At 61.4% G+C, this 21,909-nt stretch carries 18 protein-coding genes; 8 read left to right on the top strand and 10 right to left on the bottom strand.

Annotation, left to right across the window (positions count from 1 at the left end; translation table 11 throughout):
- Positions 1-12: 12 nt before the first annotated feature.
- Positions 13-180, bottom strand: a complete 168-nt coding sequence (locus E5678_RS22400) for a hypothetical protein (protein WP_168708637.1) — start codon at positions 178-180, stop codon at positions 13-15.
- Positions 181-315: 135 nt separating this feature from the next.
- Positions 316-618 carry an urease subunit gamma gene (locus E5678_RS21850; protein WP_136180486.1) on the bottom strand — a complete coding sequence of 101 codons (303 nt, stop codon included), beginning with the start codon at positions 616-618 and terminating at the stop codon, positions 316-318.
- Positions 619-736: 118 nt separating this feature from the next.
- Here E5678_RS21850 and E5678_RS21855 point away from each other — a divergent pair, with 118 nt between their 5' ends.
- Positions 737-4,411, top strand: a complete 3,675-nt coding sequence (locus tag E5678_RS21855; protein WP_247597063.1) for an ATP-binding protein — start codon at positions 737-739, stop codon at positions 4,409-4,411.
- Between the two features lie 5 nt (positions 4,412-4,416).
- The gene (locus tag E5678_RS21860) at positions 4,417-5,457 is read left to right on the top strand and encodes a response regulator (RefSeq protein ID WP_136180488.1); all 1,041 of its coding nucleotides are present in this window, start codon (positions 4,417-4,419) and stop codon (positions 5,455-5,457) included.
- A gap of 35 nt (positions 5,458-5,492) precedes the next feature.
- Here the strand turns inward: E5678_RS21860 and E5678_RS21865 are convergent, their stop codons facing one another.
- On the bottom strand, positions 5,493-6,353 hold the full coding sequence (locus E5678_RS21865; protein WP_136180489.1) for a LysR substrate-binding domain-containing protein: 861 nt from the start codon (positions 6,351-6,353) through the stop codon (positions 5,493-5,495).
- Positions 6,354-6,487: 134 nt separating this feature from the next.
- On the opposite strand from E5678_RS21865, the gene E5678_RS21870 reads away from it, so the two are divergent.
- A complete protein-coding gene (locus E5678_RS21870; RefSeq protein WP_136180490.1) occupies positions 6,488-7,432 on the top strand; it encodes a DMT family transporter in 945 nt (314 codons plus the stop codon).
- A gap of 67 nt (positions 7,433-7,499) precedes the next feature.
- Here E5678_RS21870 and E5678_RS21875 read toward each other — a convergent pair whose 3' ends face one another.
- Positions 7,500-7,787, bottom strand: a complete 288-nt coding sequence (locus E5678_RS21875) for a ferritin-like domain-containing protein (RefSeq protein ID WP_136180491.1) — start codon at positions 7,785-7,787, stop codon at positions 7,500-7,502.
- A gap of 317 nt (positions 7,788-8,104) precedes the next feature.
- On the opposite strand from E5678_RS21875, the gene E5678_RS21880 reads away from it, so the two are divergent.
- On the top strand, positions 8,105-8,926 hold the full coding sequence (locus tag E5678_RS21880) for an NAD(P)-dependent oxidoreductase (protein WP_136180492.1): 822 nt from the start codon (positions 8,105-8,107) through the stop codon (positions 8,924-8,926).
- A 104-nt stretch (positions 8,927-9,030) separates the two neighbouring features.
- Here E5678_RS21880 and E5678_RS21885 read toward each other — a convergent pair whose 3' ends face one another.
- On the bottom strand, positions 9,031-10,422 hold the full coding sequence (locus tag E5678_RS21885; protein ID WP_136180493.1) for an AMP-binding protein: 1,392 nt from the start codon (positions 10,420-10,422) through the stop codon (positions 9,031-9,033).
- A gap of 470 nt (positions 10,423-10,892) precedes the next feature.
- On the opposite strand from E5678_RS21885, the gene E5678_RS21890 reads away from it, so the two are divergent.
- Positions 10,893-11,864 carry an MBL fold metallo-hydrolase gene (locus E5678_RS21890; RefSeq protein ID WP_136180494.1) on the top strand — a complete coding sequence of 324 codons (972 nt, stop codon included), beginning with the start codon at positions 10,893-10,895 and terminating at the stop codon, positions 11,862-11,864.
- Between the two features lie 381 nt (positions 11,865-12,245).
- Here the strand turns inward: E5678_RS21890 and E5678_RS21895 are convergent, their stop codons facing one another.
- Positions 12,246-12,536 carry a hypothetical protein gene (locus tag E5678_RS21895; protein WP_136180495.1) on the bottom strand — a complete coding sequence of 97 codons (291 nt, stop codon included), beginning with the start codon at positions 12,534-12,536 and terminating at the stop codon, positions 12,246-12,248.
- A gap of 219 nt (positions 12,537-12,755) precedes the next feature.
- Positions 12,756-13,067 (bottom strand): YdhR family protein, encoded by a 312-nt coding sequence (locus E5678_RS21900; protein ID WP_136180496.1) that lies wholly within the window; start codon positions 13,065-13,067, stop codon positions 12,756-12,758.
- Between the two features lie 820 nt (positions 13,068-13,887).
- Between E5678_RS21900 and E5678_RS21905 the strand changes: the two genes are divergently transcribed.
- Positions 13,888-14,187 (top strand): PepSY domain-containing protein, encoded by a 300-nt coding sequence (locus E5678_RS21905; RefSeq protein WP_136180497.1) that lies wholly within the window; start codon positions 13,888-13,890, stop codon positions 14,185-14,187.
- 111 nt (positions 14,188-14,298) lie between these two features.
- Positions 14,299-14,895 (top strand): cytochrome b/b6 domain-containing protein, encoded by a 597-nt coding sequence (locus tag E5678_RS21910; RefSeq protein ID WP_136180498.1) that lies wholly within the window; start codon positions 14,299-14,301, stop codon positions 14,893-14,895.
- A gap of 976 nt (positions 14,896-15,871) precedes the next feature.
- Here E5678_RS21910 and E5678_RS21915 read toward each other — a convergent pair.
- The 3 genes from E5678_RS21915 to E5678_RS21925 form a co-directional block, all read right to left on the bottom strand.
- A complete protein-coding gene (locus tag E5678_RS21915) occupies positions 15,872-18,028 on the bottom strand; it encodes a carboxy terminal-processing peptidase (RefSeq protein ID WP_136180499.1) in 2,157 nt (718 codons plus the stop codon).
- Positions 18,029-18,362: 334 nt separating this feature from the next.
- The gene (locus E5678_RS21920) at positions 18,363-18,878 is read right to left on the bottom strand and encodes a hypothetical protein (RefSeq protein ID WP_136180500.1); all 516 of its coding nucleotides are present in this window, start codon (positions 18,876-18,878) and stop codon (positions 18,363-18,365) included.
- Positions 18,879-19,581: 703 nt separating this feature from the next.
- Positions 19,582-20,559 (bottom strand): AraC family transcriptional regulator, encoded by a 978-nt coding sequence (locus E5678_RS21925; RefSeq protein ID WP_136180501.1) that lies wholly within the window; start codon positions 20,557-20,559, stop codon positions 19,582-19,584.
- A 170-nt stretch (positions 20,560-20,729) separates the two neighbouring features.
- Between E5678_RS21925 and E5678_RS21930 the strand changes: the two genes are divergently transcribed.
- Positions 20,730-21,623, top strand: coding sequence for an alpha/beta hydrolase (locus E5678_RS21930; RefSeq protein ID WP_136180502.1), 894 nt, complete (start codon positions 20,730-20,732; stop codon positions 21,621-21,623).
- Positions 21,624-21,909 lie beyond the last annotated feature (286 nt).

Genomic DNA, 21,909 nt, shown 5'->3' on the forward strand with positions numbered 1-21,909 from the left:
CGTTGACCTCCCTTATTTGCCGCGGCCGGAGAACCACACCAGCAACGCCACCGCGCCGCCGGCTGCCACAAAGCCCAGCACGTCGGTGGGGTGCCAATGGCTGCCCAACAGGCCGTGTCCATCGTGGGCGAGAGCGGGGAGGGCGAGGAGGCTGGCGGAAATTGCAGCGAGTGATTTCATGTCAAAGTTCCTGAAGAGGTTTCTAAGAAAAGAGGTGCCCGGAGCGCAGTGTCGCAACCCAGGGTGCCGCGGAACCGGCTTCGCCGGGCCGCCAGCACCGCCCCCTGGGGGGTGACGCCGCAGGCGGCGCGGGGGCTAAATAATCGGTTGATGCACCGTCACCAGCTTGGTGCCGTCGGGAAAGGTGGCTTCGACCTGGATGTCGGGAATCATTTCGGCGATGCCTTCCATCACGTCGGCGCGGGTGAGGACGTTGCGGCCCGTGCTCATGAGCTCGGCCACGCTTTTGCCGTCGCGAGCGCCTTCCATCACGGCCGCGCTGATCAACGCAACCGCTTCGGGGTAGTTGAGCTTCAGTCCGCGGGCCTGGCGGCGCTCGGCCAACAGGGCTGCGGTAAAGATCAGCAGCTTGTCTTTTTCTCGGGGAGTGAGTTCCATGGGATGCAGGCCATCGGGGTCAGGCGCAGAGCGCGGATACTCAGAGACCAGCAAATACCGTGCCCTGTGCCATCGTTGCCCTCTGGCGTGGCACGAAAGCTGCACCTCAGACGGGGTGATCGCCAAAAACCCCACCGTTTCAGACCCGACCGTCCCAGGCCTTGCCGGAGGCGGAGCTGCACCGCAGCGCATCATCAAGGTGCGCCGGGACTACAACAGCTGGGTGGGCAGCGAGACGCTGGAAGACTACGCCCTGCGCTTCACGCCGCAGCGCTTTCGCCAGTGGAGCGAGTGGCGGGTGGCCAACACGGCTTTTGGTGCTTCGTCGTTTCTGATCCTGGAGGCGGTGGGCGCCACGCTGCTGGTGCACTACGGGTTCATCAACGCTTTCTGGGCCATTCTCGCGACCGGGTTGATCATCTTCATGGCCGGCCTGCCCATCAGCGTGTACGCCGCGCGTTATGGCGTCGATATGGATCTGCTCACCCGGGGCGCCGGTTTTGGCTACATCGGCTCCACCATCACCTCGCTGATCTACGCCTCGTTCACCTTCATTTTTTTTGCGCTGGAAGCCGCTGTGATGGCCTATGCGCTGGAGCTCGCACTCGGCATACCGCCGGTCTGGGGCTACCTGATTTGCGCGGTGGTGGTGATACCGCTGGTGACCTACGGTGTGTCGGCGATCAGCCGCTTCCAGGTCTGGACCCAGCCCCTGTGGCTGGTAATGATGTTGGTGCCTTTTGTGGCGGTCTGGATGGCCGAGCCCACTGTTTTCTCCAAAGTGGTGCGCTACGGTGGCCAAGATGGTGCAGGGGCGCAGTTTGATTGGCACCTTTTTGGGGCAGCCTTGACGGTGGGCATCGCCCTCATCACGCAAATGGGTGAGCAGGCCGACTATTTGCGCTTCATGCCGGCGCGGAATCCGAAGCGCCCTGCGCGCTGGTGGTTGGGGGTGCTCGCTGGCGGGCCGGGCTGGGTGTTTCTGGGGGTGCTCAAGATGCTGGGCGGTGCTTTGCTGGCCTATCTGGCCATCAGCCACATGGTGCCGCCTGAGCGCGCCGTTGACCCCAACCAGATGTACCTGGCCGCTTATGAATACGTGTTCCCGAATTACGGCTGGGCGGTGGCCGCCACGGCGCTGTTTGTGGTGGTGTCCCAGCTCAAGATCAATGTCACCAACGCCTACGCGGGCTCGCTGGCCTGGAGCAATTTTTTTTCCCGCCTGACCCACAGCCACCCGGGCCGCGTGGTGTGGGTGGTATTCAACACGCTGATCGCATTCATGTTGATGGAGATGAACGTGTTCCAGGCGCTGGGGGAGGTGCTGGGGCTGTACTCCAACATCGCCATCGCCTGGATCATGGCGGTGGTGGCCGATCTGGTGATCAACAAGCCCATGGGGTGGAGCCCCAAGGGCATCGAATTCAAGCGCGCCTACCTGTACGACATCAACCCGGTGGGCGTGGGCGCCATGGGGCTGGCTTCGGCGCTGTCGATCATGGCCCACCTGGGTTTGATGGGGGATCTGGCTCAGGCGTTTTCGGCGCTGATCGCGCTGGTGACCGCCTTCGTGACTGCGCCACTGATCGCCTGGGCCACCCAAGGCCGCTACTACATCGCCCGATCTGCATCACCCTGCGTTGCTGCGTCTTGCGATGGGTGCGCTGAGCGAGGTGCGGCCCCATCAGACACACCGCGGCACGGCCCTTCGACAGGCGCAGGACCGGCCGCAGGTGTTGCCCCTCTGGAGGGGGGTGACGCCGGAGGCGGTGCAGGGGGTGTCCTCACGTGTGTGATTTGCGAGCGCGAGTACGAAGGCCCTGATATGGCGCATTGCCCTGCTTACCAAGGCGCCATCTGTTCGCTGTGCTGCACGCTGGACGCGCGTTGCGGCGATCTGTGCAAACCCCATGCGAGGCTGTCGGAGCAATGGCAGTCGGTGTTGCGCTGGGTCTTGCCCCAGCGGGTCTGGCCCTTTCTCGATGCCGGCCTGGCGCACTACCTGTTGCTGATGGGGGTGATGGCGCCGGTGCTGGCAGCCGTGTTGGCGCTCCTGTATCGGCAGCAAGCGGCGGGCCTCGACGCCGGGTTGGAAACCATGGCCGATGCCGGGCTGCTCGATGCGGCGTTGCGTTCGGGATTTGTGCGTGTGTACGCTGTGTTGCTGCTGATCGCGGGCACGGTGGCGTGGTGGCTGGTGCTCGCGCACAAGACGCGTGAAGTGGCGCAGGAAGAATCCAACCGGCAGACGCATTTGCTGATGGAGGAGATTGCCTCGCACCAGCGAACCGACGAAGAGTTGCAGCGCGCCCGCCAGGCGGCCGACCAGGCCAATCAGGCCAAGACCCGTTACATCAGCACCATCAGCCACGAACTGCGCACACCGCTCAACAGCATCCTGGGCTATGCGCAACTGCTGCAGGAAGACGCTGACATGGCCCCCCACCGCGCGCAAGCCATTCGCGTGATCCACCGGGGCGGCGAGCATCTGCTCTCGCTTATTGAAGGCACGCTGGACATCGCACGCATCGAATCGGGGCGGCTGGCGCTCGATGTGAAACCCATGGCCTTTGCCCAGGTCATGCAGGAGGTGGCGGGCATGTTTGAGTTGCAGGCGTCCGCCAAGGGTTTGCGTTTTGTGCTGGACACCAGCAACAACCGCCCCTTGCCGCAAACGGTGCGCGCCGACGAAAAGCGGCTGCGCCAGATTTTGATCAACCTGCTGGGCAACGCGGTGAAATTCACGCGGGCGGGGGAGGTGTGCCTGCGGGTGAGCTATGCGCGCGAGATGGCGCAATTTGAGGTGCACGACACCGGTCCCGGCATGGACACCGCCGAGCTGGAGCGGGTGTTTGAACCTTTTGCTCGGGGCGCCCAAGGGGTGAGCGCCCAAGCACCTCAGGCGCACAGCGCTGCGGGCGGGACGGGCCTGGGCCTCACCATCGCCAAGATGTTGACCGACCTCATGGGCGGTGAGCTCAAAGTGCGCAGCACACCGGGCGAGGGCACGGTGTTCACCGTGCGCCTGTTGCTCTCCGAGGTGCATGGTGGCGTGGTTCGTCAACGCACCTCGCCCGTGATCACCGGTTACGGCGGGCCGCGCCGGCGGGTGCTGGTGGTGGACAACGAAGAGGCTGATCGCGAGCTGTTGCAGCGCTGGTTTCAGCCCTTGGGCTTTGAGGTGCAACTCGCCACCAGCGGCCACGACGCCCTGGCTTTGCTTGAGGGGATGGCGCCCGGCAGCGAGCAGGCGCCGCACGCCGTGTTTCTGGACCTGGCCATGCCCGGCATCGACGGTTGGGAAACTTTGCGCCGCCTGCGAAGCCAGGGTTGGGGCCGTTTGCCGCTGGCCATTGTGTCGGCCAATGCTTTTGACAAAGGGCTCGTGGCCGACAGTGAGGGCGCTGCGGTGCACAGCCCGCCCGACTTCTTCGTGAAACCGGTGCGCCGAGATGACTTGCTGGACTGGCTGGGCGAGGCTTTGGAGCTGATCTGGACGGAGTCGAATGCCGATCGCCCACCGGTCGCCGGGTTGCCGGCGGGCAGGGTGCCTGGCTTGGTGCCTGGTGGAACCATTGCAGCTGACGAAATGCTGCCTTTGCTGGATCTGGTGCGCCTGGGCTATTACCGGGGCACCGTGCAGTGGCTGGATCAATGGGTGACCCTGCACCCCGAGCAGAGCGACTTCGCGCAGGGCCTGCGCACGCTGGCACGCGAATTCCGCTTTGAAGCCATCGAGCAGCGGCTGCTGCCTTACTGTCCCTCGGTATCGCCCGTGGGGCCCCAGTCATGAGCGCCATGTCACCTGCTTCCCCCCCACTTTCTTCCGGCGTTGCATCCGCTCCACTCGGCGTGAGCGGCGAAGCCCTGGTGGTGCTCATCGTGGACGACGTGCCGGACAATGTGGCCCCCTTGCACGATGCGCTGGACGAAGCGGGTTACACGGTGCTGGTGGCGCTCGACGGCGAGAGCGCTATCCGGCGCGCCATCCAGGCGTTGCCTGATGTGATCCTGCTTGACGCGGTGATGCCGGGCATTGATGGTTTTGAAGTGGCCAGGCGCCTCAAGGCCGATCCAGACACCACGTTGATACCCATCCTCTTCATGACCGGCCTGACCGAGACTGAGCACCTGGTGGCCGCGCTGGAGGCAGGCGGAGCAGACTACGTGACCAAACCCATCAAGCCGCGCGAGGTGATGGCGCGCATGGGCGTGCACCTGCGCGCGGCGCAGCATGTGAAGGCGGGGGCGGTGGAGCGCAGCCAGGCGCGCAACGCGCTCGATGCCTTTGGCTACGCGTCGATCACGGTGCGGGCCAGCGACGGCAAGCTGATGTGGCAAACGCCGCTGGCCCGCGACCTGCTGGAGCGTTACTGCGGCACCCAGGCGCCGCAAACACCTCCCGAGGTGTTGTCGTGGTTGCGCCGGCACCTGGGCGAAGCCCAGGCATCGCGCGAGCCGCCCCGCCTTACGCTGGAAAGCGGCCCACGCCGGCTCACCTTCCGCCTGCATTTGCAGGTGGGGGATCAGGACGACTCTGACCTGGAAGAGGCCTGCGATGGCGACTGGCTCATCGTGATGCAGGAAACGTCGGATGCCGCAGTGCTGGAGTCACTGGCGCAGGCCTTCGGCTTGACCGCGCGCGAGGCCGAAGTGTTGTACTGGGTGGTCAAAGGCAAGATCAACCGCGACATTGGCGATATCCTGGGCACCAGCCCGGCCACGGTGAAAAAACACCTGGAACGCATCCACGCGAAGATGGGTGTGGAAACCCGAACGGCCGCCGCGGGGATGGCGATCAACCGCGTGCCTTTGCTGCAGCCGCACCACGGGGGGTAATGGGGGACGTTTGATGACCACCACTGCCCCGCAGGCTAGCGCATTGCCCTGGGCAGATCAACGCGTAAAAACGCATGCAAACCTTCGGCTGCGGGGCTGTTGGCGGCTGTGTTGTGCAGCACACAGACCTCCAGGTCGGGGAGTGCGGGCAGTCCCTCGGCCAGGCCCACGACACGAAGCGCCGAAGGGACCGCGCACTCGGCGATGCCCGCCACAGCAAGTCCCGCCTGCACCACGGCAATCAAACCCAGCAGGCTGGGGCTTGAATAGGTGGCGCGAAAGGGCTGGTCGGCATCCGACAGGGCGCGAAGGACATGGGAGCGGGCCGTGCATCCGGGCTCGAACAAGGCCAGTGGCAACGGGTCTTGCTGCCACACCACATGGTTGGGCGATGCCACCCACACCATGCGTTCGCGCCGCAGCACCTCCATGGCTTGCTCGGGTCGGCGCGTGACGATGGCCAGGTCAAGTCGCCCTTCGTCAATCGCTTTGCACAGCAAGCTGGAGGGCTCGCACACCAGGTCCACCGTGACCAACGGATGCGATGCCGCAAAGCGCGCCAACACCAGAGGCAGCAGCGACGCGGCGTAGTCGTCTGGCACGCCCAGACTGACCGCGCCCACCTCTTGCGGACGTGCCACGCTGCTCCAGGCCTCGTCCGACAGGCGCAGCAAGCGCCGGGCATAGTTGAGCAGGATTTCACCTGCCGGGCTGGGTGTGACCGCGCGCGGCGTGCGCATCAACAAGGGCTTGCCCACCGCTTCTTCCAGTCGCTGCATCTGCATGCTGATGGCCGACTGGCTGCGCCCTATGCGCTCGGCCGCGTGAGAAAAGCCGCCGGCCTCCACCACCGCCACAAAGCTCTTGAGCAACGCCAGATCCAAGGGGGTGTTCATGAACGTGTGTTCCTTCAATATCAACATAACGAATAGATAGATTCAAAACTATTCGTTTGACTGAATTTGAACACCTTGCTTGAATGATTGCAAACGCCGACCCCTGGCGCCCAGCTTCAACCAAGGAAATCCAGATGAATCCCACACGCGACCTGCCTGAGCGCTTTCCCGCTGCCGCATTGGCGGCGGCCATGGTGATCGCCGGGACCATTGGTGCCTTTGTGGTGGAAGCCGCCCTGGACCCGGTCACCACGGTGTTCTGGCGTTGCTGCTTTGCCGCGCTCTTCCTGCTCGCCTGGTGTGTGGCCCGTGGGTACCTCAAAGTGGCGGACCTCTCCTTGCGGCTGTTGCTGCGATCGGCGCTGGGTGGCGTGTGCATCGTGCTCAACTGGGTCGCGTTTTTTGCTGCGTTGAAGATGACTTCGATCGCCACCACGACCATCGTTTACCACGTGCAGCCGTTCTTTGTGGTGTTGCTGGGTGTCTGGTTTTTCGGCGAGCGCATCAAGTTCGACCAGGGGCTGTGGATGTTGGGCGCCTTTGTGGGCGTGGTACTGGCCAGTGGCTTGGTGGCCGATCCGCTGGTCACCAGCGCAGCGGCCACCACCGACACATCGACCTGGGTCCAGGGGATTGTTCTGGCGTTGGTCGCCGCCATGCTTTACGCGGCCTCCACGCTCATCGCCAAAGGTTTGGGCGGGCAGCGCCCCGAAGTGACTGCGCTCAGCCAGACCACCGTGGGTGTCTTGTTGCTGGTCGGTTTTGCCAATTTTTCAGGACCTGTCAGCGCGGCGTCCTGGGGCTGGCTGGTGGGCATTGGGGTGCTGCACACCGGGGTGGCATATGTGTTGATGTACGCAGCGTATCCGCGCCTCACCACGCCCGTCATCGGCATCCTCGCCTTTATCTACCCGCTGGTCGCCATTGCAGTGGATTGGGCGTTTTACGATCATCCGATTGGGGTGGTGCAGGCCCTTGGCATGTTGCTGATCGCGCTGGGTGCATTGGGCGTCAAGCTCGGGTGGCGACATCCCGGCCACCTGTTTGCGCGCCGTGATAAAGCACCTTGTGCACCCTGACACTAGCCTGGCAATGGAAATGCAGAGCAGCTGCAGCCAGGGCTCCGCAGGACTTCACGCGCTCACGCTATTTGTGCGCGATGGGTTTGTCGGTGAACAGGAAGTCTTTCAACTCGTGTGAGAACCTGGCATCTTTGCGGCGAATCCATTCCAGCACCATGGCGGCGTGTTCTTTTTCTTCATCGCGGTTGTGCTCCAGAATGGCTTTGAGCTCCGGGTCTTTGCAAGCGTCGGCGCGCTGGTTGTACCAGTCAACCGCTTCCAGCTCTTCCATCAGCGAGACAATGGCGCGGTGCATGTCGCGGGTTTCGCTGGACAGTTCTTCGATGGGCTCGTGGTAACCGACGCTGGACATGTATTTCTCCATTCAAGTTGTTTGGAACAACACAATTCTGGACCACTTGACGGGAGTTGGGTGGCGTTGTGGCCCAAGATCGCCGATGGTTTGATTTACATCAGAAAAGCAGATGCCGAAGTGCTGTGCAGATGGCTTCAAGTGTCAGCTGCGCGTGAGTTTTGGTTCGGGTGCCGGTGACAGGTGACAGGTGACAGGTGCGAGGTAGAGCAACATCAGGGACCCTCTTGCAACTCCCGCAATAGTCGCGCCGTGCGCGGCCTGGTTTTTGAACACCCTCCCTAGGCAAGAATGCAAGAAAGAAAGGACGCTCCCCCATGTTGAAACAACCCGCCTCCCCGCTGAAATTCGGCCGACTGTTGCTCACCGGCGCTGCCGGCAACCTGGGCCAGGTGCTGCGTCCGCGTCTCAAGGCCTATTGCGGTGTGCTTCGCCTGAGTGACCGCAGCGACATCGGCGCGGCCGGGGCGGGCGAAGAAATCGTCGTTGCCGACCTGACCGACAAAGTGGGCGTGCACGCCATGTTGCAAGGCGTGGACGCTGTGGCGCACATGGGCGGCATTTCCACCGAGCAGCCTTGGGACCAGATCCTGGCCGGCAACATCGTGGGCGCTGTGAACCTCTACGAAGCCGCGCGTCTGCAAGGGGTGAAGCGCATCGTCTTCGCCAGCTCCAACCACGTCACCGGTTTCTACCGGCAAGACGAAGTCATCAGCCCCAACACCCCGCCCAAGCCAGACGGCTTCTACGGGCTGTCCAAAGCCTTCGGCGAAGACCTCGCCCAGCTCTACTGGCACCGCTGGGGCATCGAGACCGTGAGCTTGCGCATCGGCTCCAGCTTGGCCGAGCCCAAAGATCGGCGCATGCTCGCCACCTGGCTGAGCCACGACGATCTGGAGCGTTTGGTGGTGGCCGCGCTCACCGCGCCCATTGTGGGTCACAGCATCATCTACGGCGCATCAGACAACCAGACCAGCTGGTGGGACAACACCCCTGCACGACACATCGGCTACCGCCCTCAGGATTCGTCCGATGTGTTCCGCGCCGAAGTGGAGGCCCGTCAGCCGACCATCGACCGCAACGACCCGGCCGCGTTGTACCAGGGGGGGGCGTTTGTGAAAGTATCGCCGCACGGCTGACCAGGTTGCCAGGGCCGGTGGTCTTTGCCTTGAACGGGAACAGGGGAGCGGTTAAACCGCACGCCCTCGATCCCTGCAGATAAAATTCTTCTGCTCTCCACGGCTCAGGGTTTCTGTGCCTGAATCCGGCAAGCCTTGCCGCTGCGCCCCCGAGGCACTTCCAGGCCCAGCTCGCCCACCACGCGCAGCGGCGCAGCGCCTTGCTGCGAGGCATAGGACTTCAACACGGCCCGCGCACGTTTCAAAGCCAGCTTGCCGTCTTCCCCTTGGTCGGGCAGGCGCAATACCAACGTGCGGTCATCGCGCTGGCGAATCTGAAAATCAAATACGCCGGCGTCGTCTTCCAGTACCGTGGACAAAGCCAGGGGCAGCAAGGCCACCGAGGCGCCGGGCGACTTGCCCTGCATGCGAAGAATATCGTCGCGGCGCCCCAGCACCTCCACCCAGGGCAGCGGCGATCCGCAGGGGCAGGGCGTTTCATGCAGGGTGACTTGATCGCCCATCTCGTACCGGATCAATGGCTGCACCGTGTTGGCCAGGTTGGTCAGCAGCATGGAGTGCGATGCTTCGCCCGGAGGCACCGGCTTCATCCGCTCGTCCACGGGCTCCAGCAACAGCCAGTCGGTGTTGAGGTGCATGTGGCCGTGCGCGCACTCCCAGCCCATCGCCAGAAACTCTGAGGCGCCGTAGCTGTTGCGCACCTTGCAGCCCAGCGCCTGCTCGATGCGCTCGCGTGCGGCACGGCTCAGCGTCTCGCCCCCGGTCCACAGCTCGCGCAGCTTCAGTTGCAACCGCCCCGCCAACACCTCCTCTGCCAGCAGGCTGGCCGCTGTGGGGTAGGTGGCCAGCACCGTGGGCGCGAACGCCTGGAGCGACGCCACCAACTGGTCCAGCGGCTGCAGGATCGAAAATGAATGGATCAATGGCGCCAGCCACGGCTGCAGCTGCGGCATTCTCTGCATGGTCACAAAGCTCGCAAAATGCCCATCGGTTGCGCCCACAAAAGCCACGCGCTCGGTCAGGTACAGCGGGTCCCACAGGCGCCACGGGTTTGAACTCTGCGGGCGGCGCAGGGCTTCCAGCGCGTCGTAAACGGCCATGGTCTGCGCGTCTTGCACGAAGATGCCGGGTGATCCGCTGGTGCCTGAGCTTTCCCACACCAGGTAGCGCCCCAGATACGGCTCACCGATGTTAGAAGGATCGGCGAGCCAGGCCTGCAGCCCAGCCAGCGACAGCGCCGGGTCACACACCCAGTCGTCAAAGCGCTCCATCAACTGCTCGCGCCCCACCGGCTCAATATCCGCCAGGACGGATGCACCCTCCGGCAAACCGGCCAGACGCTCGCGGTAAAGCCTGGAACCCGAGCGCGCAGCACTCAGCAATTGGCTCAGGCGCCGCTGCTGCATCTGTGCCAGCGCTTGCGGTGTGGCGAGCTCCACTGCCCGCATTTCGGCGCAGGCGCAGGCCAATCGAAAGGGATCAAAAACGGTGCCCATGCAAGCCTCCGGCGTTGGTGGGTCCCCATGGAAGCGCCCGCTTGTGGGCCAGGCACCCAGCGGGATTGGGGCAAGCCCCGCCTTCAAACCATGTTAGGCCGGCCCATGGCAGACGCATTGTCATGGATCAATGTTTGGGACGTGGGTCATCGCTCCCGCGGGTCATGTGGATGCGGCACGGCGCACCAAGGAGGCTGGTGGAGCGGGGCGCGGGTACGGTACACAGGAAAGATGGGAAAGGGCGAAGCCGGAACCCAAAACACCGGGATCCCAAGGGCGCTGCGGCCTTGCTTACCGGGGTTGTGCCGCGCTGTTTTTCGGTCTGCTGGCCAGGGGCTCGAGCCGTGGACCTTGCAAAACCCCTGCAAGTCAATGGTTTTCCTCATTGCGTAGACTGATCAGTCTAATTTGTGACGACCCGGTTCAATATTCATTGTTTGCTCCTTTTTCAACCAACGAGATACAACCCCATGCGCATTTCCGCTCTGCTTCCCCTGGTTCTCGCGGCCAGCTTTGGCCTCGCCAACGCCCAGACCCCTGCCTCGCCAAACGTGAAAGTCACGCCCTTGGGCAGCCACAGCGGTGAGTTTTGCCCGCTCGACCGCGCCCTGGTGTTTGAAGACCCAGACGGCACCCGCATCTTGTACGACGCTGGCCGCACTGTGCGTGGCCCTGAAGACAGCCGCCTCGGCAAAATCGATGCGGTGCTGCTGAGCCACGTGCACGGCGACCACCTGGGTGACCGCATCCAGCCGTCAGAAAATGCGGGCAGCTGTGGCAAGCCCGATTTCTCCAAAGTGATCGCGCCCGGGTCCAACACCGTCAATATCGCTGTGGGCAAAAAGTCCAAGCTGATCGTCGGCGGCGAAATGGGCAAGTACTTCTCGCTCAAGGTGAAAGAGGCGGGCGGAGATCCGGCCCAGGTGCAATTGGTGCGTTTTGGCGCCACCAGCAAGGTCGGCGGCGTGACCATCGCCAGCGTGCCTGCGGTGCACTCCAACGGACTCGACCCCGCCTTCCTGCACAAAGACCACGCCGACGCGCTGGAAGCCAACGGCCTCACCGCCTACATGGGCCCACCCGGCGGCTATGTGCTCACCTTCAGCAACGGGCTGGTGGTCTATTTGTCGGGCGACACGGGCGTGACGGCCGAGCAAGACGTGGTGGTGCGCCGCATGTACAAAGCAGGGCTGGTGGTGCTCAACATCGGCGGTACGTTCACCACCGGTCCGGTGGAAGCCGCCTACGTGATCAATGAACTGGTCAAGCCGCAGGCCGTGATCGCCTCACACGCGAATGAGCCAGCCACCGAAGGCGGCAAGCTGCGCGCTGGCACCAAGACCGAAGCCTTCATCAAAGCCACTACCGTGCCGGTGCACCTGCCCCTGAGCGGCCGCACCATGAAATTTGGTTCCAGCGGCGCCTGCGCAGCCGGCTGCTAGGAGCCTGCGGGGCAGAAAGCGTCGAAGCGAAAAGTGGCCCCAGCGAGGGCAGCTTTCGCCAGGTTTGCAGCCCGATAGGACGGCTATGGGGCAAAAAGGCGGTGGAAAATGGACCGCTGCGGCCACTTTTCAGCCGACGATCCTTTTGCCGCGCAGACGCCTCGGCCTGACGCTTCCCATGCCGTCCGGCTCAGGCGCAAAGTTGGTCGGCCTCTGGGCGCAGAGCGAATGGCTGCGCCGAGATGCACTGGCGGCGTGCCGTTGGTACCCCGCTCGAGTGATGGGATGGCCTGTCCCGCTGGATTGCGCCTCTCTCACGCTTTGAACCGATCTTGCCGATCTTGGCTGGCCGGAAAATAATCGCTGCACCCACCAACTGGCTTACAAGTTGAGCGTATAAATCGCGGTCGAAGCACGTACCTCTGCGCTGTGTCCAGAGAGATTTTTGTCCCAGTCTGCGCCCGCAGCGCCAATGATCGGTGTGAGGCCCCTCAGCATCGAAGTCACCTCTTCTGTGTTGGCGTCGAGTTCTGCCAGGAGCTCTCGATTTGTGTCCAAAAGCTTCGCGGCCGGGCCTTCGGGCGCGGGTATCACGATCAAATATTTGGTGACCCTTCGATGTACTGCTTGTACATGGGGCTCCGGAACGCCACCACCAAAAACTTGGCTCATCGCCTGCCTCCGATCGATAGTAAATCTGAAAATATCACTGTCATTTTGCGCTTCAATCTGTGTCGGCGGGCAGCTGATCGCGCGGCTATTTCGACGGCTGGCGGTCGCGACGCATCTCCGGTCTAACGCTCAACGCAGGCGGCACCTTCACCACCAGCGCTGTGGACGGGGCCAACATGATCAACGAGTTGGTTAAGCCCCAGGCCGTAGAGCGAATGCTTATGCCGAAATGATCTCGTTCGTGGTGTTGTCGACCACCACCGGGCACTCGAGGTAGGTGACGGATGGCTCTGAGCCGTATTTCCCGCGCACGAAGGCTCGCCATTCAGGCGTGTACACCTGCTCTGCTTGCGCCCGAGATTCCCACAGGTAGATGCCGCCTGCCTTGGCGCCGTCTTCTGACAGGTAGTAGTACTTGCGAATGAGGCCTGGCATGCCCTGGTATTTGGGCGCCGTGCTGAGGAACGTCTCCCGCGCTTCGGCGACGGTGATGGGCTTGGGCAGCTTGAATTCGACAAAGGCTGTGATCATGCGGTTCTCCTGGCGATGGAAGGGGGCGTTTGGTGCTGCACCATGTTAATGGTCGTTGGCCAGCGACGCCAAGCGGACTGCTTGATGGATTGTTCCCACGAAGGAAACAAGGCAAGACTTGACCTTGACGTTGTGAACCTGAAGATGCTTGGTGTTGGCTGCGGGTCGGTGGCCGCTTTCTCCCGAGCCGTTGAACGCGCGACAGGTTTACCGCCTGCCCGCTGCCGGGCGGATACACCGCCGAATCGGCATGAAGTCGATGCGCCGCCATGACCATTGACCGTCGCCCGCCTAAAGAGCACTCACAGAGAGAATTCATGCCCGATCGTCGGTGGCGCGTGGCCGGAGAGCTTCTCACCGTTGTAGAAAGATTCGCTCCCCGCAGTCGCTGCCATGGCAGCCGTGCTGGGTGTTGGTCAGTGCGACAAAGCACTCACGAATCATCGAGGTTGAAGGAGGTTCTGAAATCCCAATGGAAGCGCCAGGCGCTGGGCGCAGCAGATCCGGTACTGTCTGCAAACGGTCAGGTCCGGCGGTTCGAGCGCTGGGAAGTGGGTGCTACCGATGGCTGGTTGCGAGGGTACAGCTGCCATCGGAAGAGGATGCTGGTCCAGGAAGGCGGGGGAAGCCCACTTCGCACGAGCCAACTGTGCTCCGACGGCCCCAGCGCTGAGAAAAAATGCACCGGCAACACCGCATATTCCGGTGTTGTAACTGTGGGGGAACTCCTACCACTCATTGTGGGCCTTCACCCATTTGATTTAGATCAATTCGGTAACACACTGAAGTCGCGGGTGGATCCGCTAAACAGGAGTGAGTGATGTCTACTTTGAACACAATAAGTCGCCCCGCTTTCGGTCTGCTTGCTCTGGGTCTTTGGGCTACTGGGTCCGCGGTGGCCGGACCGAAATGCACGGATGAACCCGAGTCCAAGTGGCTTAGCGCCGAGCAGATGACCAAAAAATTCACCGACATGGGGTACACCGACAGCGTCAAGAAGCTGCACGTCTCAAAAGGAAAGTGCTGGGAAATCTACGGCACCGACAAGGAGGGCAAGAAGGTTGAGATCTACTTCCATCCCATCACCGGTGAGATCATGGAGAAGAACGTCAAGGAATGAACGAGAGCGGTGGCTGGCGCGCGTACCTCCCCTCGGGGAATACGCGCCGCCGCCGGTCCGCATTGCCGGGCGCGGGTGTACCCGCAAGTGTTCTACGAACAGGGGACTGTCATGGCGAGCAACAAGCGCGTTCGGGTCTGGGATCTGTTTGTCCGACTGTTTCACTGGGGGCTCGTGGCGATGTTCGCGACGGCCTACTTCTCGACCATTGGCGAACAATGGGTGCACAACGCCTCGGGCTATGCAGCGCTGGCCTTGGTCGGGGCTCGTCTGGTCTGGGGCTTCATCGGGTCGCGCCACGCGCGCTTCGCTGATTTCGTGCGGGGTCCAGCCGATTGCTTGCGATACGCCAAAGCAGCGCTGCACGGGAGCGAGCCCCGTTACCTGGGACACAACCCCGCCGGCGGTTTGATGATTTTGCTTTTGCTCGGCATGGTCGGCGGCATTGGGGTGACAGGTTGGATGTTGACCCTTGACGCCTATTGGGGCAGCGAGAAAGTCGAAGGCCTGCACGTCGTGTTGGTCAACATCACCCTGGTGGCCATTCCGATTCACATTGCCGCAGCGATTTACGAAAGCTGGAAGCACCGCGAGAACCTGGTCTGGTCAATGGTGGTCGGCACGAAGCGCGAAGCCGATCTGGCCGATTCGCAGCACGTCGCAGAGGGTGGCGAGGGGCGAACGATCGCAGGCGTCGACCCGGTGTGATGAAGCGCCTCGCGCGACGAGAGCCACGCAGCATTCCATGCATTTGACAACACTTTGACCTGGATTCTGGGTCACGACAGAGAGGCCGGTAGACCTGCGGCATCGGTGCTGGCCTGCCTTTGCGTAGCGCGACGCGGCGTGCCATGGGTTCGGGCAACGGTACGTGATTCGGCGGCTGTGTGCTGACGCAGGGCACGCGGTGGCGGTCGTCTGCGAGAGCGGTCGTTCGGTCTGGCGCTACTTCGGGCGTCGGCTTCCTGGCACGACCGCGAACTGGTTGTGCCGGCCAGAAGCGGGTGCTCCCTGAACTTTCGCGACTGTCAGTTTCTGCCAGCCAGCAAGCGCTGCCCAGGCTTTGAAACTGATCAGCTGCAGACATGGGCTGACCACAGAGGCCATGCAACTGCCCCTTCTTCACCATGTGCATGGTCTTGATGTCGGTGATCAGTTTCTGCGCACCCAAGAATGACTGAACTCCCAGCACCGGATCCGTGATGCGTTTCATGACCCGGGGGCCTGCTTCACGGGGTTGATCAGGTGCTTGTACTGGCGCGGCTCAATATCAAGACAGGCGCCAGCATGGACGCTGCGAATGGCCGCCATGCTTGCACCGTTCTTGTGGCGATGTCGACGTTAGCTGGCGCAACGATCTCCTTACCGGCTTGAAGCGAAGGTGGAGGCGGTGAACGATGAGGCCAATCATGAGGCGCAGCGAACTTGTCGAACGCTCCAACAGATGACAGCGCTTTCTCTGGGCGGCCGCGCCTTGCACGAAGGCGGGTTTGTCGGTGTCATTGAGAACTTCTTTCTGGCACCTGTTGAAGGGCTCGCACATCGCGCATCTTGCATTGCCACGCCACGCCACGCCACGCCACGCCGCGCCGCGCAAGCCCATGCGGCGGACTTGGGAACTCGGCGAAAGATTCACGGTCGCCATGGTGGGCATTGGCTTGATGGGGCGAGCCCATAGCCCAACTCACGATTGGGTTTGCCCGGCTTGCAACAAGCCGATTGCATCGTTCATGATGCGCGTCGACTCGATCAGAACAATGTCTTTCAATGTATTCATCGACTTCTCGGCACGCAGTTCTTCCTCGAAACTGCGCTCGCCAGACAGCATGCCGTCTTCCAGTGTTGTGCCCTGCGCAGCAAGGGAGGTTGTCGCACGGGTATCACTCGGACAGGGACTGGCCATGTGGGTATCTGCTTGGCGGGCAGTCAACTGCGCCTGCCTGGCCGCTCTTTCTTGGCGCCTTTCGGGTTCATTCAGAGAAATTTCATTCTTGTCGCGTTGCCGTTGACGCTCATCCATGTCTTCTCGCAGCTGTTTGAAGTCAGCGTCGAGTTGTGTGCGCGACTCATGCTTTGCAACCAGCGCAGGAACGATGGACCCGATGGTGGCGTTGGGCGCATTGTGGACCGCCTTGATCATGGTCCAGGGCAGCGCGTTGTCGAAGGCTGACTCGCCAAGCGCATCACCATCAAAATAGCCGGAGAACCCAATGTCTGGCGTGACGCCCTTGAGCTGAGTGGTGCCGCCATTGACGCGAAAGAACTGCGCAATGGTCATCTTCAGCTCACCCAACTGCGGCTTGTCGTTTTTGACGAGTCCGTCCAGATCGACCATCAACTGGACGGTGCCCTTGCCATAGCTGGATTGGCCCATGATGACGCCACGTCCGTAGTCCTGAATGGCAGCCGCAAATATTTCGGATGCAGACGCCGAGCGTTTGTTGATCAACACGCCCAGTGGCCCGTGCCAAAGGACGCTGGCCTGATTGTCCACGCCCAACATCACATCACCGGTGGCGTTGCGTTGTTGGACCACCGGAACATTGCCAACGAACAGGCTGGTGAGTTCGATGGCTTGCGAGAGTGAACCGCCGCCGTTGTCGCGCAAATCGATCAAAACACCATCAACATGGCTGGCGTTGAACTCAGACAGCAGTTTTTTCACGTCGCGCGTCGCGCTTCTGAAATCTGTCTCATCGGCCTGCCTGCCAGCAAAGTCCTCGTAAAAAGAGGGCAGGGTGATCACGCCGATTCGCCGTGAAACAGCCCCGTCTGACCGGGTTTCGATGGACGATCTGGCGGCTTGACCCTCCATGGCGATAGGCTGGCGCACCAGGGTGACCACCTTTCGTTCGGCGCTGACTCCGGCGTCGGCTGGCAATACAGCCAGTTTGACCACGGTCCCAACCGGACCCCGAATGAGTGAAACCAAGTCTTCCGAACGCAAGCCAATCACATTGGTCATCTCGCCACGCGCCCCTTGCGCCACACCAACAATTCTGTCACCCGCCCGGAGCTGCTTTGAGCGGCTGGCTGGCCCACCCTCGGTCACCGCCATGATGGTGGCAAAGTCCTCTGCATCAGAAACTGCAACGCCAATTCCGACCAGGGACAGACTCATCGAGATGTCAAACTCCGCCGCGGCATTGGGGCCCATGTAGTTGGTGTGGGGTTCGATCGCCATGGTGTAAGCGTTCATGAAGATCTGGAAAGCATCGGCGCTCTGGGTCTGGCCCATGCGTTTGATCGCGCGCTCATACCGCTTGTCCAGCATGGTGACAATACTTTTGTGATCTTTGCCAGCCAGTTTGAGTGACAGCCAGTCACTCTTCACCCGTTTGCGCCACACATCGTCCAGCTCAACGCTTGTCTGCGACCACGGTTGCAGACTGCGCGAGACCTGCAGGTCCTCGCTCACCTGGAAATCAAAACCGAGCTTCAGAAGTTTGCGGGCATATTGGAATCGCTCCGCCGCGCGGTGCGCATACAAGTCGTAGATCGCGAAAGGAATGCTCAGGTCATCCTGCCGGACCTTTTGGGCAATGCTGGCGCTGTCGCCTGAAAACCGGTCAACATCCGTTTGCAAAAGAAACAGCTTCTCCGAATCCAGCGATTTCAGGTATTGGTCAAAAACCTTCGCTGACAAAACCGGGTCTGGCGGCACCTCCCTATAGTGGTAGAGCGCGAGGATGTCGGCTGCCATGTGGGCAGCCTGGGTCTCTTGCACCGTCGGCTTGAGATCCTGAACGAAGCTTTCTTCCGCATCAACGGCGGCTGCGTGCGCCCAGACAGGCAGGCTCAGAATGAGCCACAGCAGCGTTTTTCTAATTGATTTTTTCATGAGTTGTGTCAGAGGCCGTGCGCGCTGGGTGATGAACATATCTCAACCCCGGCTGCCAAAAAATGCAGAAACCAAGACCAACGGTTCGCGGTCAGCCTGAATATGTCGGTATTGAACAGAAACGTGAGACTCGGGCTGGGTCGAGCAAGCCAGCGCCCTGGAGCAAGTCCGAAGCCGCAGGGACGAGTCGCTTGCAACAGGCAACGCCTGCATCGCCGCTTTTGTCGATGGCGATTTCTTTGGCAGGCGATGAAGGCCAATGGTGCGCTCCAGGTCACCCCAGGCCGAGTGCCTGTTGGCTGTCATCGCGACAGAACCCACCAGACCGAACAGGTCATCGGGATACGGGCCTGATCTGCCCACGTTCGATCTGCACACGCTCTCCGGCGTGTAGCCCGTTCAACTCCATCACCTCGTAAGTTTGGCGATACCCGTCGTCAAAGTTGATGGATACCCGATAGAGTCGGCTCGAGGCCGCTTGGGCCTGCTGTTGCTCAATATGGTTGCCGATCAAGGCGCCGGCCACGATGGCGACCACCGCAAACGGGAACAAACCAGGGCCAGAGCCGCGCGGACCACCGTGACCCATCGGGCTCGCGATGACCCCTCCGAGCAAAGCACCGCTGGCAGCGCCGGCGCCGCTCACCCCTACTTGGGTCTCAACAATCTCAATTCTGCCCACCGTACCGAGCCGGGCGGTCGATCCCTGTACGGTGGCACTGGCTGGCTCCTCATAGACCCAGACGGTTCTTGTGACCGGAGCGGCGCAGCCCGCGACGAGCGCGCAGATCACCACCGCGCTCAGGGCCCTCAGTCTGTACTTGGATGGATATCGTTTGGGTGTATTCATGCTAATTCTTTCATTGCGTTGCGGGTGGCCGATGGCCAGGCATCAAAGGCCGTTTCTCAAACGGCATCGAAGAAAGCCGGCACGTCGGAAAAGCGATCGCACCTGGCGCAATGTCGACTCATTGCAACAGCCTGGAGTCTGCGGCGGCAATATGGAGGCGATGTGGACGTAGATCCACAATTGCTCCGCATTGGGTGCGCAACTGCTTCGCGTGAAAAGGGGTCGTTTTCCTGACGATCCCAACACGCAGGCTTCGGCATGTTTTTTGGGATTAACAGGGGCGACTTTCCCGTTGATCAATCGATGCCCAGAAAGCCTGTGGCTGGTGCCGTGCCTATAGCGGCTGCTCAGACTGGGACGTTTTATAGCCGCAGTTGGTCGGGTCAGGTGTTTCGACTTTGCCGTGTCCAAGGACTGAAAACACAGCAAAGCAAGCGTTGAAAGCCGGGCTATGACTGGCTGCATCGGGTCGACTTGCGGCGGCGGTCACCTCTGAGAGCGGTCGTTCGGTCAGGCTCGACGTCGTCTGATTGACAGGCGTCGGGACAAGTAGAAGGTCAGAGCTCATTGGTTGCAGTTGAGCCCGAGCGTCTTCAAATAACTTCAACCGGGAGTTGATATCTGCCCGGGTAACCGGTTGAACTCACTCTTGACTCAGATCTTGGATGGATCAAAGCCGAAGGACTGAGCTCCTCATCCTGGTCTATAGAGCCGAGCTGCGGTAGATGCTGGGAGTGAGGCCGACGGTGCGTTTGAAGGTACGCGTGAAGTTCGATGCCGACGAAAAGTTGAGCATTGCGGAGATGTCATCGACGGTTCGTTTGGTGCTGCGCAGCAGGCGTTTTGCACGATCGATACGGACGTTATTGACATAGGCCAACGGTGTGACACCGGTAGAGCGCTTGAATGCCCGAATGAAATGGTATCGGCTCAAGCATGCCTCGGTGGCAATAGCGTCGAGTGATACGTCTGCTGCAGCGTGCGTATCGATGAACTCGAGCACCCTGCTCAATCGGCGCTTGTCCAGAATGCCGCTACCTTGCGCTGCTGACGCAGCCAGAGGTGAGCCAGCTCGGGCATAGCGCTCCACCAGGCGCGCTGCGACTGCTGTGCTCAGCGAGTCCACCATCAGGCTGGACGTTGAGCTTGGTTGCTCGCGTGACAGTTCTTCAGCGATGGCCGTACCGATGCCACGCACCAACGGATCGTCAATGCCGCCGGTGTAGATGAGGCCAGCGCTGACGGCGTCCTCCCCTGACTCGAGAAGCCCGTACAGATCAAGTGGCAGATACAGGTGCAACATGTCGAGTTGACCTTGCGCCACGTGCAGGTAGCGCACATCGACACCCCGAGGACAAAGACAGGCAAGGCCTTCTTTGGAGACGAATTTCTGCTCGGGCCCGTTCGCCCGGCGCTGGATGGTGGCCGACCCGCTGATCGCGATCGCCAGCTCGTTCACAGGTTGCAGAAAGGGCTGGCAGTGCAGATCGGTATGGCGACGCAACTCTGCGCCCAGTCCGTTGCTCCACTTGCGGCCAGTGGAGGATGCCAGCAGGGTGCAGCCATCGGTCTCGTATTTTCCTCCGGAGAATCCGTCGACGTTGTGGTCCGAAGAGAACTGGGCATGCGCAGCAACCGGTTGCGGCTTGCTGGTGGATGTCATCGGGCTGCAGGTTTGCACGGTGTTCCTTCCTCTGCGCAGATCCGCTCCGGGGTATGCCAGAGGAAGGGATCAAGTCAGCAAATTGAGATCATACATAGAGCAATGGATGAATGTGCTGAATCCCGATACGCACCAAGAATGACACTGGACAGTGTGTCCAACTCATAAAACCGCAGGAGACAAATACCATGAAGAGCGACGTTCAGACCATTCGCATTCCCCACCTAGGTGGCTCCACCATCGGGTATCGGTTCGGAAAACCGTACGATGCTTCTTTGCCGACACTGGTGATGGTGAACTCATTCATCACGTCATCGGCGTTGTACGAGCCTCAATTCAACGATGCAGCGCTCTCAGCCACGGCAAACCTACTGGCCATTGAGTTGTATGGCCACGGTGATACGCGTACCGATGTTGAGCAGTTCACGTATTGGGACACCGCTGCCGCCAACCTCCAGGTACTGGATGCCCTGGGCATTCCGTCGGCCTTTGTATTGGGCACCTCGCAGGGGGGATGGATATGCGCGCGCATGGCTTTGCTTGCCCCGAAAAAAATCAAGGGCATCATGCCGTTGGGCACCTCGATGGACCACGAAAGTGGGCAGAGCCTAGAGCTCGGCTGCTGGAACGGATATGAATTTCTGACGCCTTCGGTTGACGAGTTCGCACTGCCTGTAGCCGACGATTGGCAGCTGACGGACGACTTTTGCGACGCTGTTTTGCAGGCCGGACTAGGCGATAGCGTGACGCCAGAGCAGCGTGACTTCTGGCGCGCGACCATCAAGCGAAACTATGCAGGTGATGAAGGCCGGCGTCGACTTCGCATGTGTGCGATCAATCTCCGAGACCGCGATGGGTTGTACGGTCGGCTCGACGGTATCAAGTGCCCCGTGTTGTGGATGCATGGAACCGCCGATGCCGTGTATTCAGTCGCAAATGCCGAAGCTGGGATCAAGAAATTTTCAAATTCGGTGGATGCAAAGCTGGAAGTGGTGCCAGGAGGGCAGCACTTTCTGAGTGCTTCGGATCCCTCAGCCGTCAATGCAGCCGCAGTGAAGTTTATTCAAACCTGGAATACGTAGGTCAGCTGGGCCTGCATAGGCCAAACCATCATTGTTCTGTGTGGACGAGGGGTGGTGCGCGGGGTGAAATTGCGTCCCAGATTTGCATGGGTGAGCGCTCAAAGCCTTTCGCATTCCTCTATGGCCGTAGTCCGCAGGGGTTCAGTGGGATGCGTGCCACGTCAATCCACTTCCCATTGCGACCAGCTTGGGCGGGCTCAACCATTTTTTGCTCGGCCCATGCTGTGAGTCTTTCCTGTCGTTTGAGAAGCGCTTCTTGCGGATCGGATATGGGGTACGCGTGCCC

Origin of the sequence: Hydrogenophaga sp. PAMC20947, from assembly GCF_004795855.1 — a bacterium.
Lineage (GTDB): Bacteria > Pseudomonadota > Gammaproteobacteria > Burkholderiales > Burkholderiaceae_C > Hydrogenophaga.

What these genes read in the sequence shown, in the direction of transcription:
- E5678_RS22400 (WP_168708637.1), bottom strand. Translation starts at nt 180, where the DNA reads ATGAAATCACTCGCTGCAATTTCCGCCAGCCTCCTCGCCCTCCCCGCT.
- E5678_RS21850 (WP_136180486.1), bottom strand. Translation starts at nt 618, where the DNA reads ATGGAACTCACTCCCCGAGAAAAAGACAAGCTGCTGATCTTTACCGCA.
- E5678_RS21860 (WP_136180488.1), top strand. Translation starts at nt 4,417, where the DNA reads ATGTCACCTGCTTCCCCCCCACTTTCTTCCGGCGTTGCATCCGCTCCA.
- E5678_RS21865 (WP_136180489.1), bottom strand. Translation starts at nt 6,353, where the DNA reads ATGAACACCCCCTTGGATCTGGCGTTGCTCAAGAGCTTTGTGGCGGTG.
- E5678_RS21870 (WP_136180490.1), top strand. Translation starts at nt 6,488, where the DNA reads ATGAATCCCACACGCGACCTGCCTGAGCGCTTTCCCGCTGCCGCATTG.
- E5678_RS21875 (WP_136180491.1), bottom strand. Translation starts at nt 7,787, where the DNA reads ATGTCCAGCGTCGGTTACCACGAGCCCATCGAAGAACTGTCCAGCGAA.
- E5678_RS21880 (WP_136180492.1), top strand. Translation starts at nt 8,105, where the DNA reads ATGTTGAAACAACCCGCCTCCCCGCTGAAATTCGGCCGACTGTTGCTC.
- E5678_RS21885 (WP_136180493.1), bottom strand. Translation starts at nt 10,422, where the DNA reads ATGGGCACCGTTTTTGATCCCTTTCGATTGGCCTGCGCCTGCGCCGAA.
- E5678_RS21890 (WP_136180494.1), top strand. Translation starts at nt 10,893, where the DNA reads ATGCGCATTTCCGCTCTGCTTCCCCTGGTTCTCGCGGCCAGCTTTGGC.
- E5678_RS21895 (WP_136180495.1), bottom strand. Translation starts at nt 12,536, where the DNA reads ATGAGCCAAGTTTTTGGTGGTGGCGTTCCGGAGCCCCATGTACAAGCA.
- E5678_RS21900 (WP_136180496.1), bottom strand. Translation starts at nt 13,067, where the DNA reads ATGATCACAGCCTTTGTCGAATTCAAGCTGCCCAAGCCCATCACCGTC.
- E5678_RS21905 (WP_136180497.1), top strand. Translation starts at nt 13,888, where the DNA reads ATGTCTACTTTGAACACAATAAGTCGCCCCGCTTTCGGTCTGCTTGCT.
- E5678_RS21910 (WP_136180498.1), top strand. Translation starts at nt 14,299, where the DNA reads ATGGCGAGCAACAAGCGCGTTCGGGTCTGGGATCTGTTTGTCCGACTG.
- E5678_RS21915 (WP_136180499.1), bottom strand. Translation starts at nt 18,028, where the DNA reads ATGAAAAAATCAATTAGAAAAACGCTGCTGTGGCTCATTCTGAGCCTG.
- E5678_RS21920 (WP_136180500.1), bottom strand. Translation starts at nt 18,878, where the DNA reads ATGAATACACCCAAACGATATCCATCCAAGTACAGACTGAGGGCCCTG.
- E5678_RS21930 (WP_136180502.1), top strand. Translation starts at nt 20,730, where the DNA reads ATGAAGAGCGACGTTCAGACCATTCGCATTCCCCACCTAGGTGGCTCC.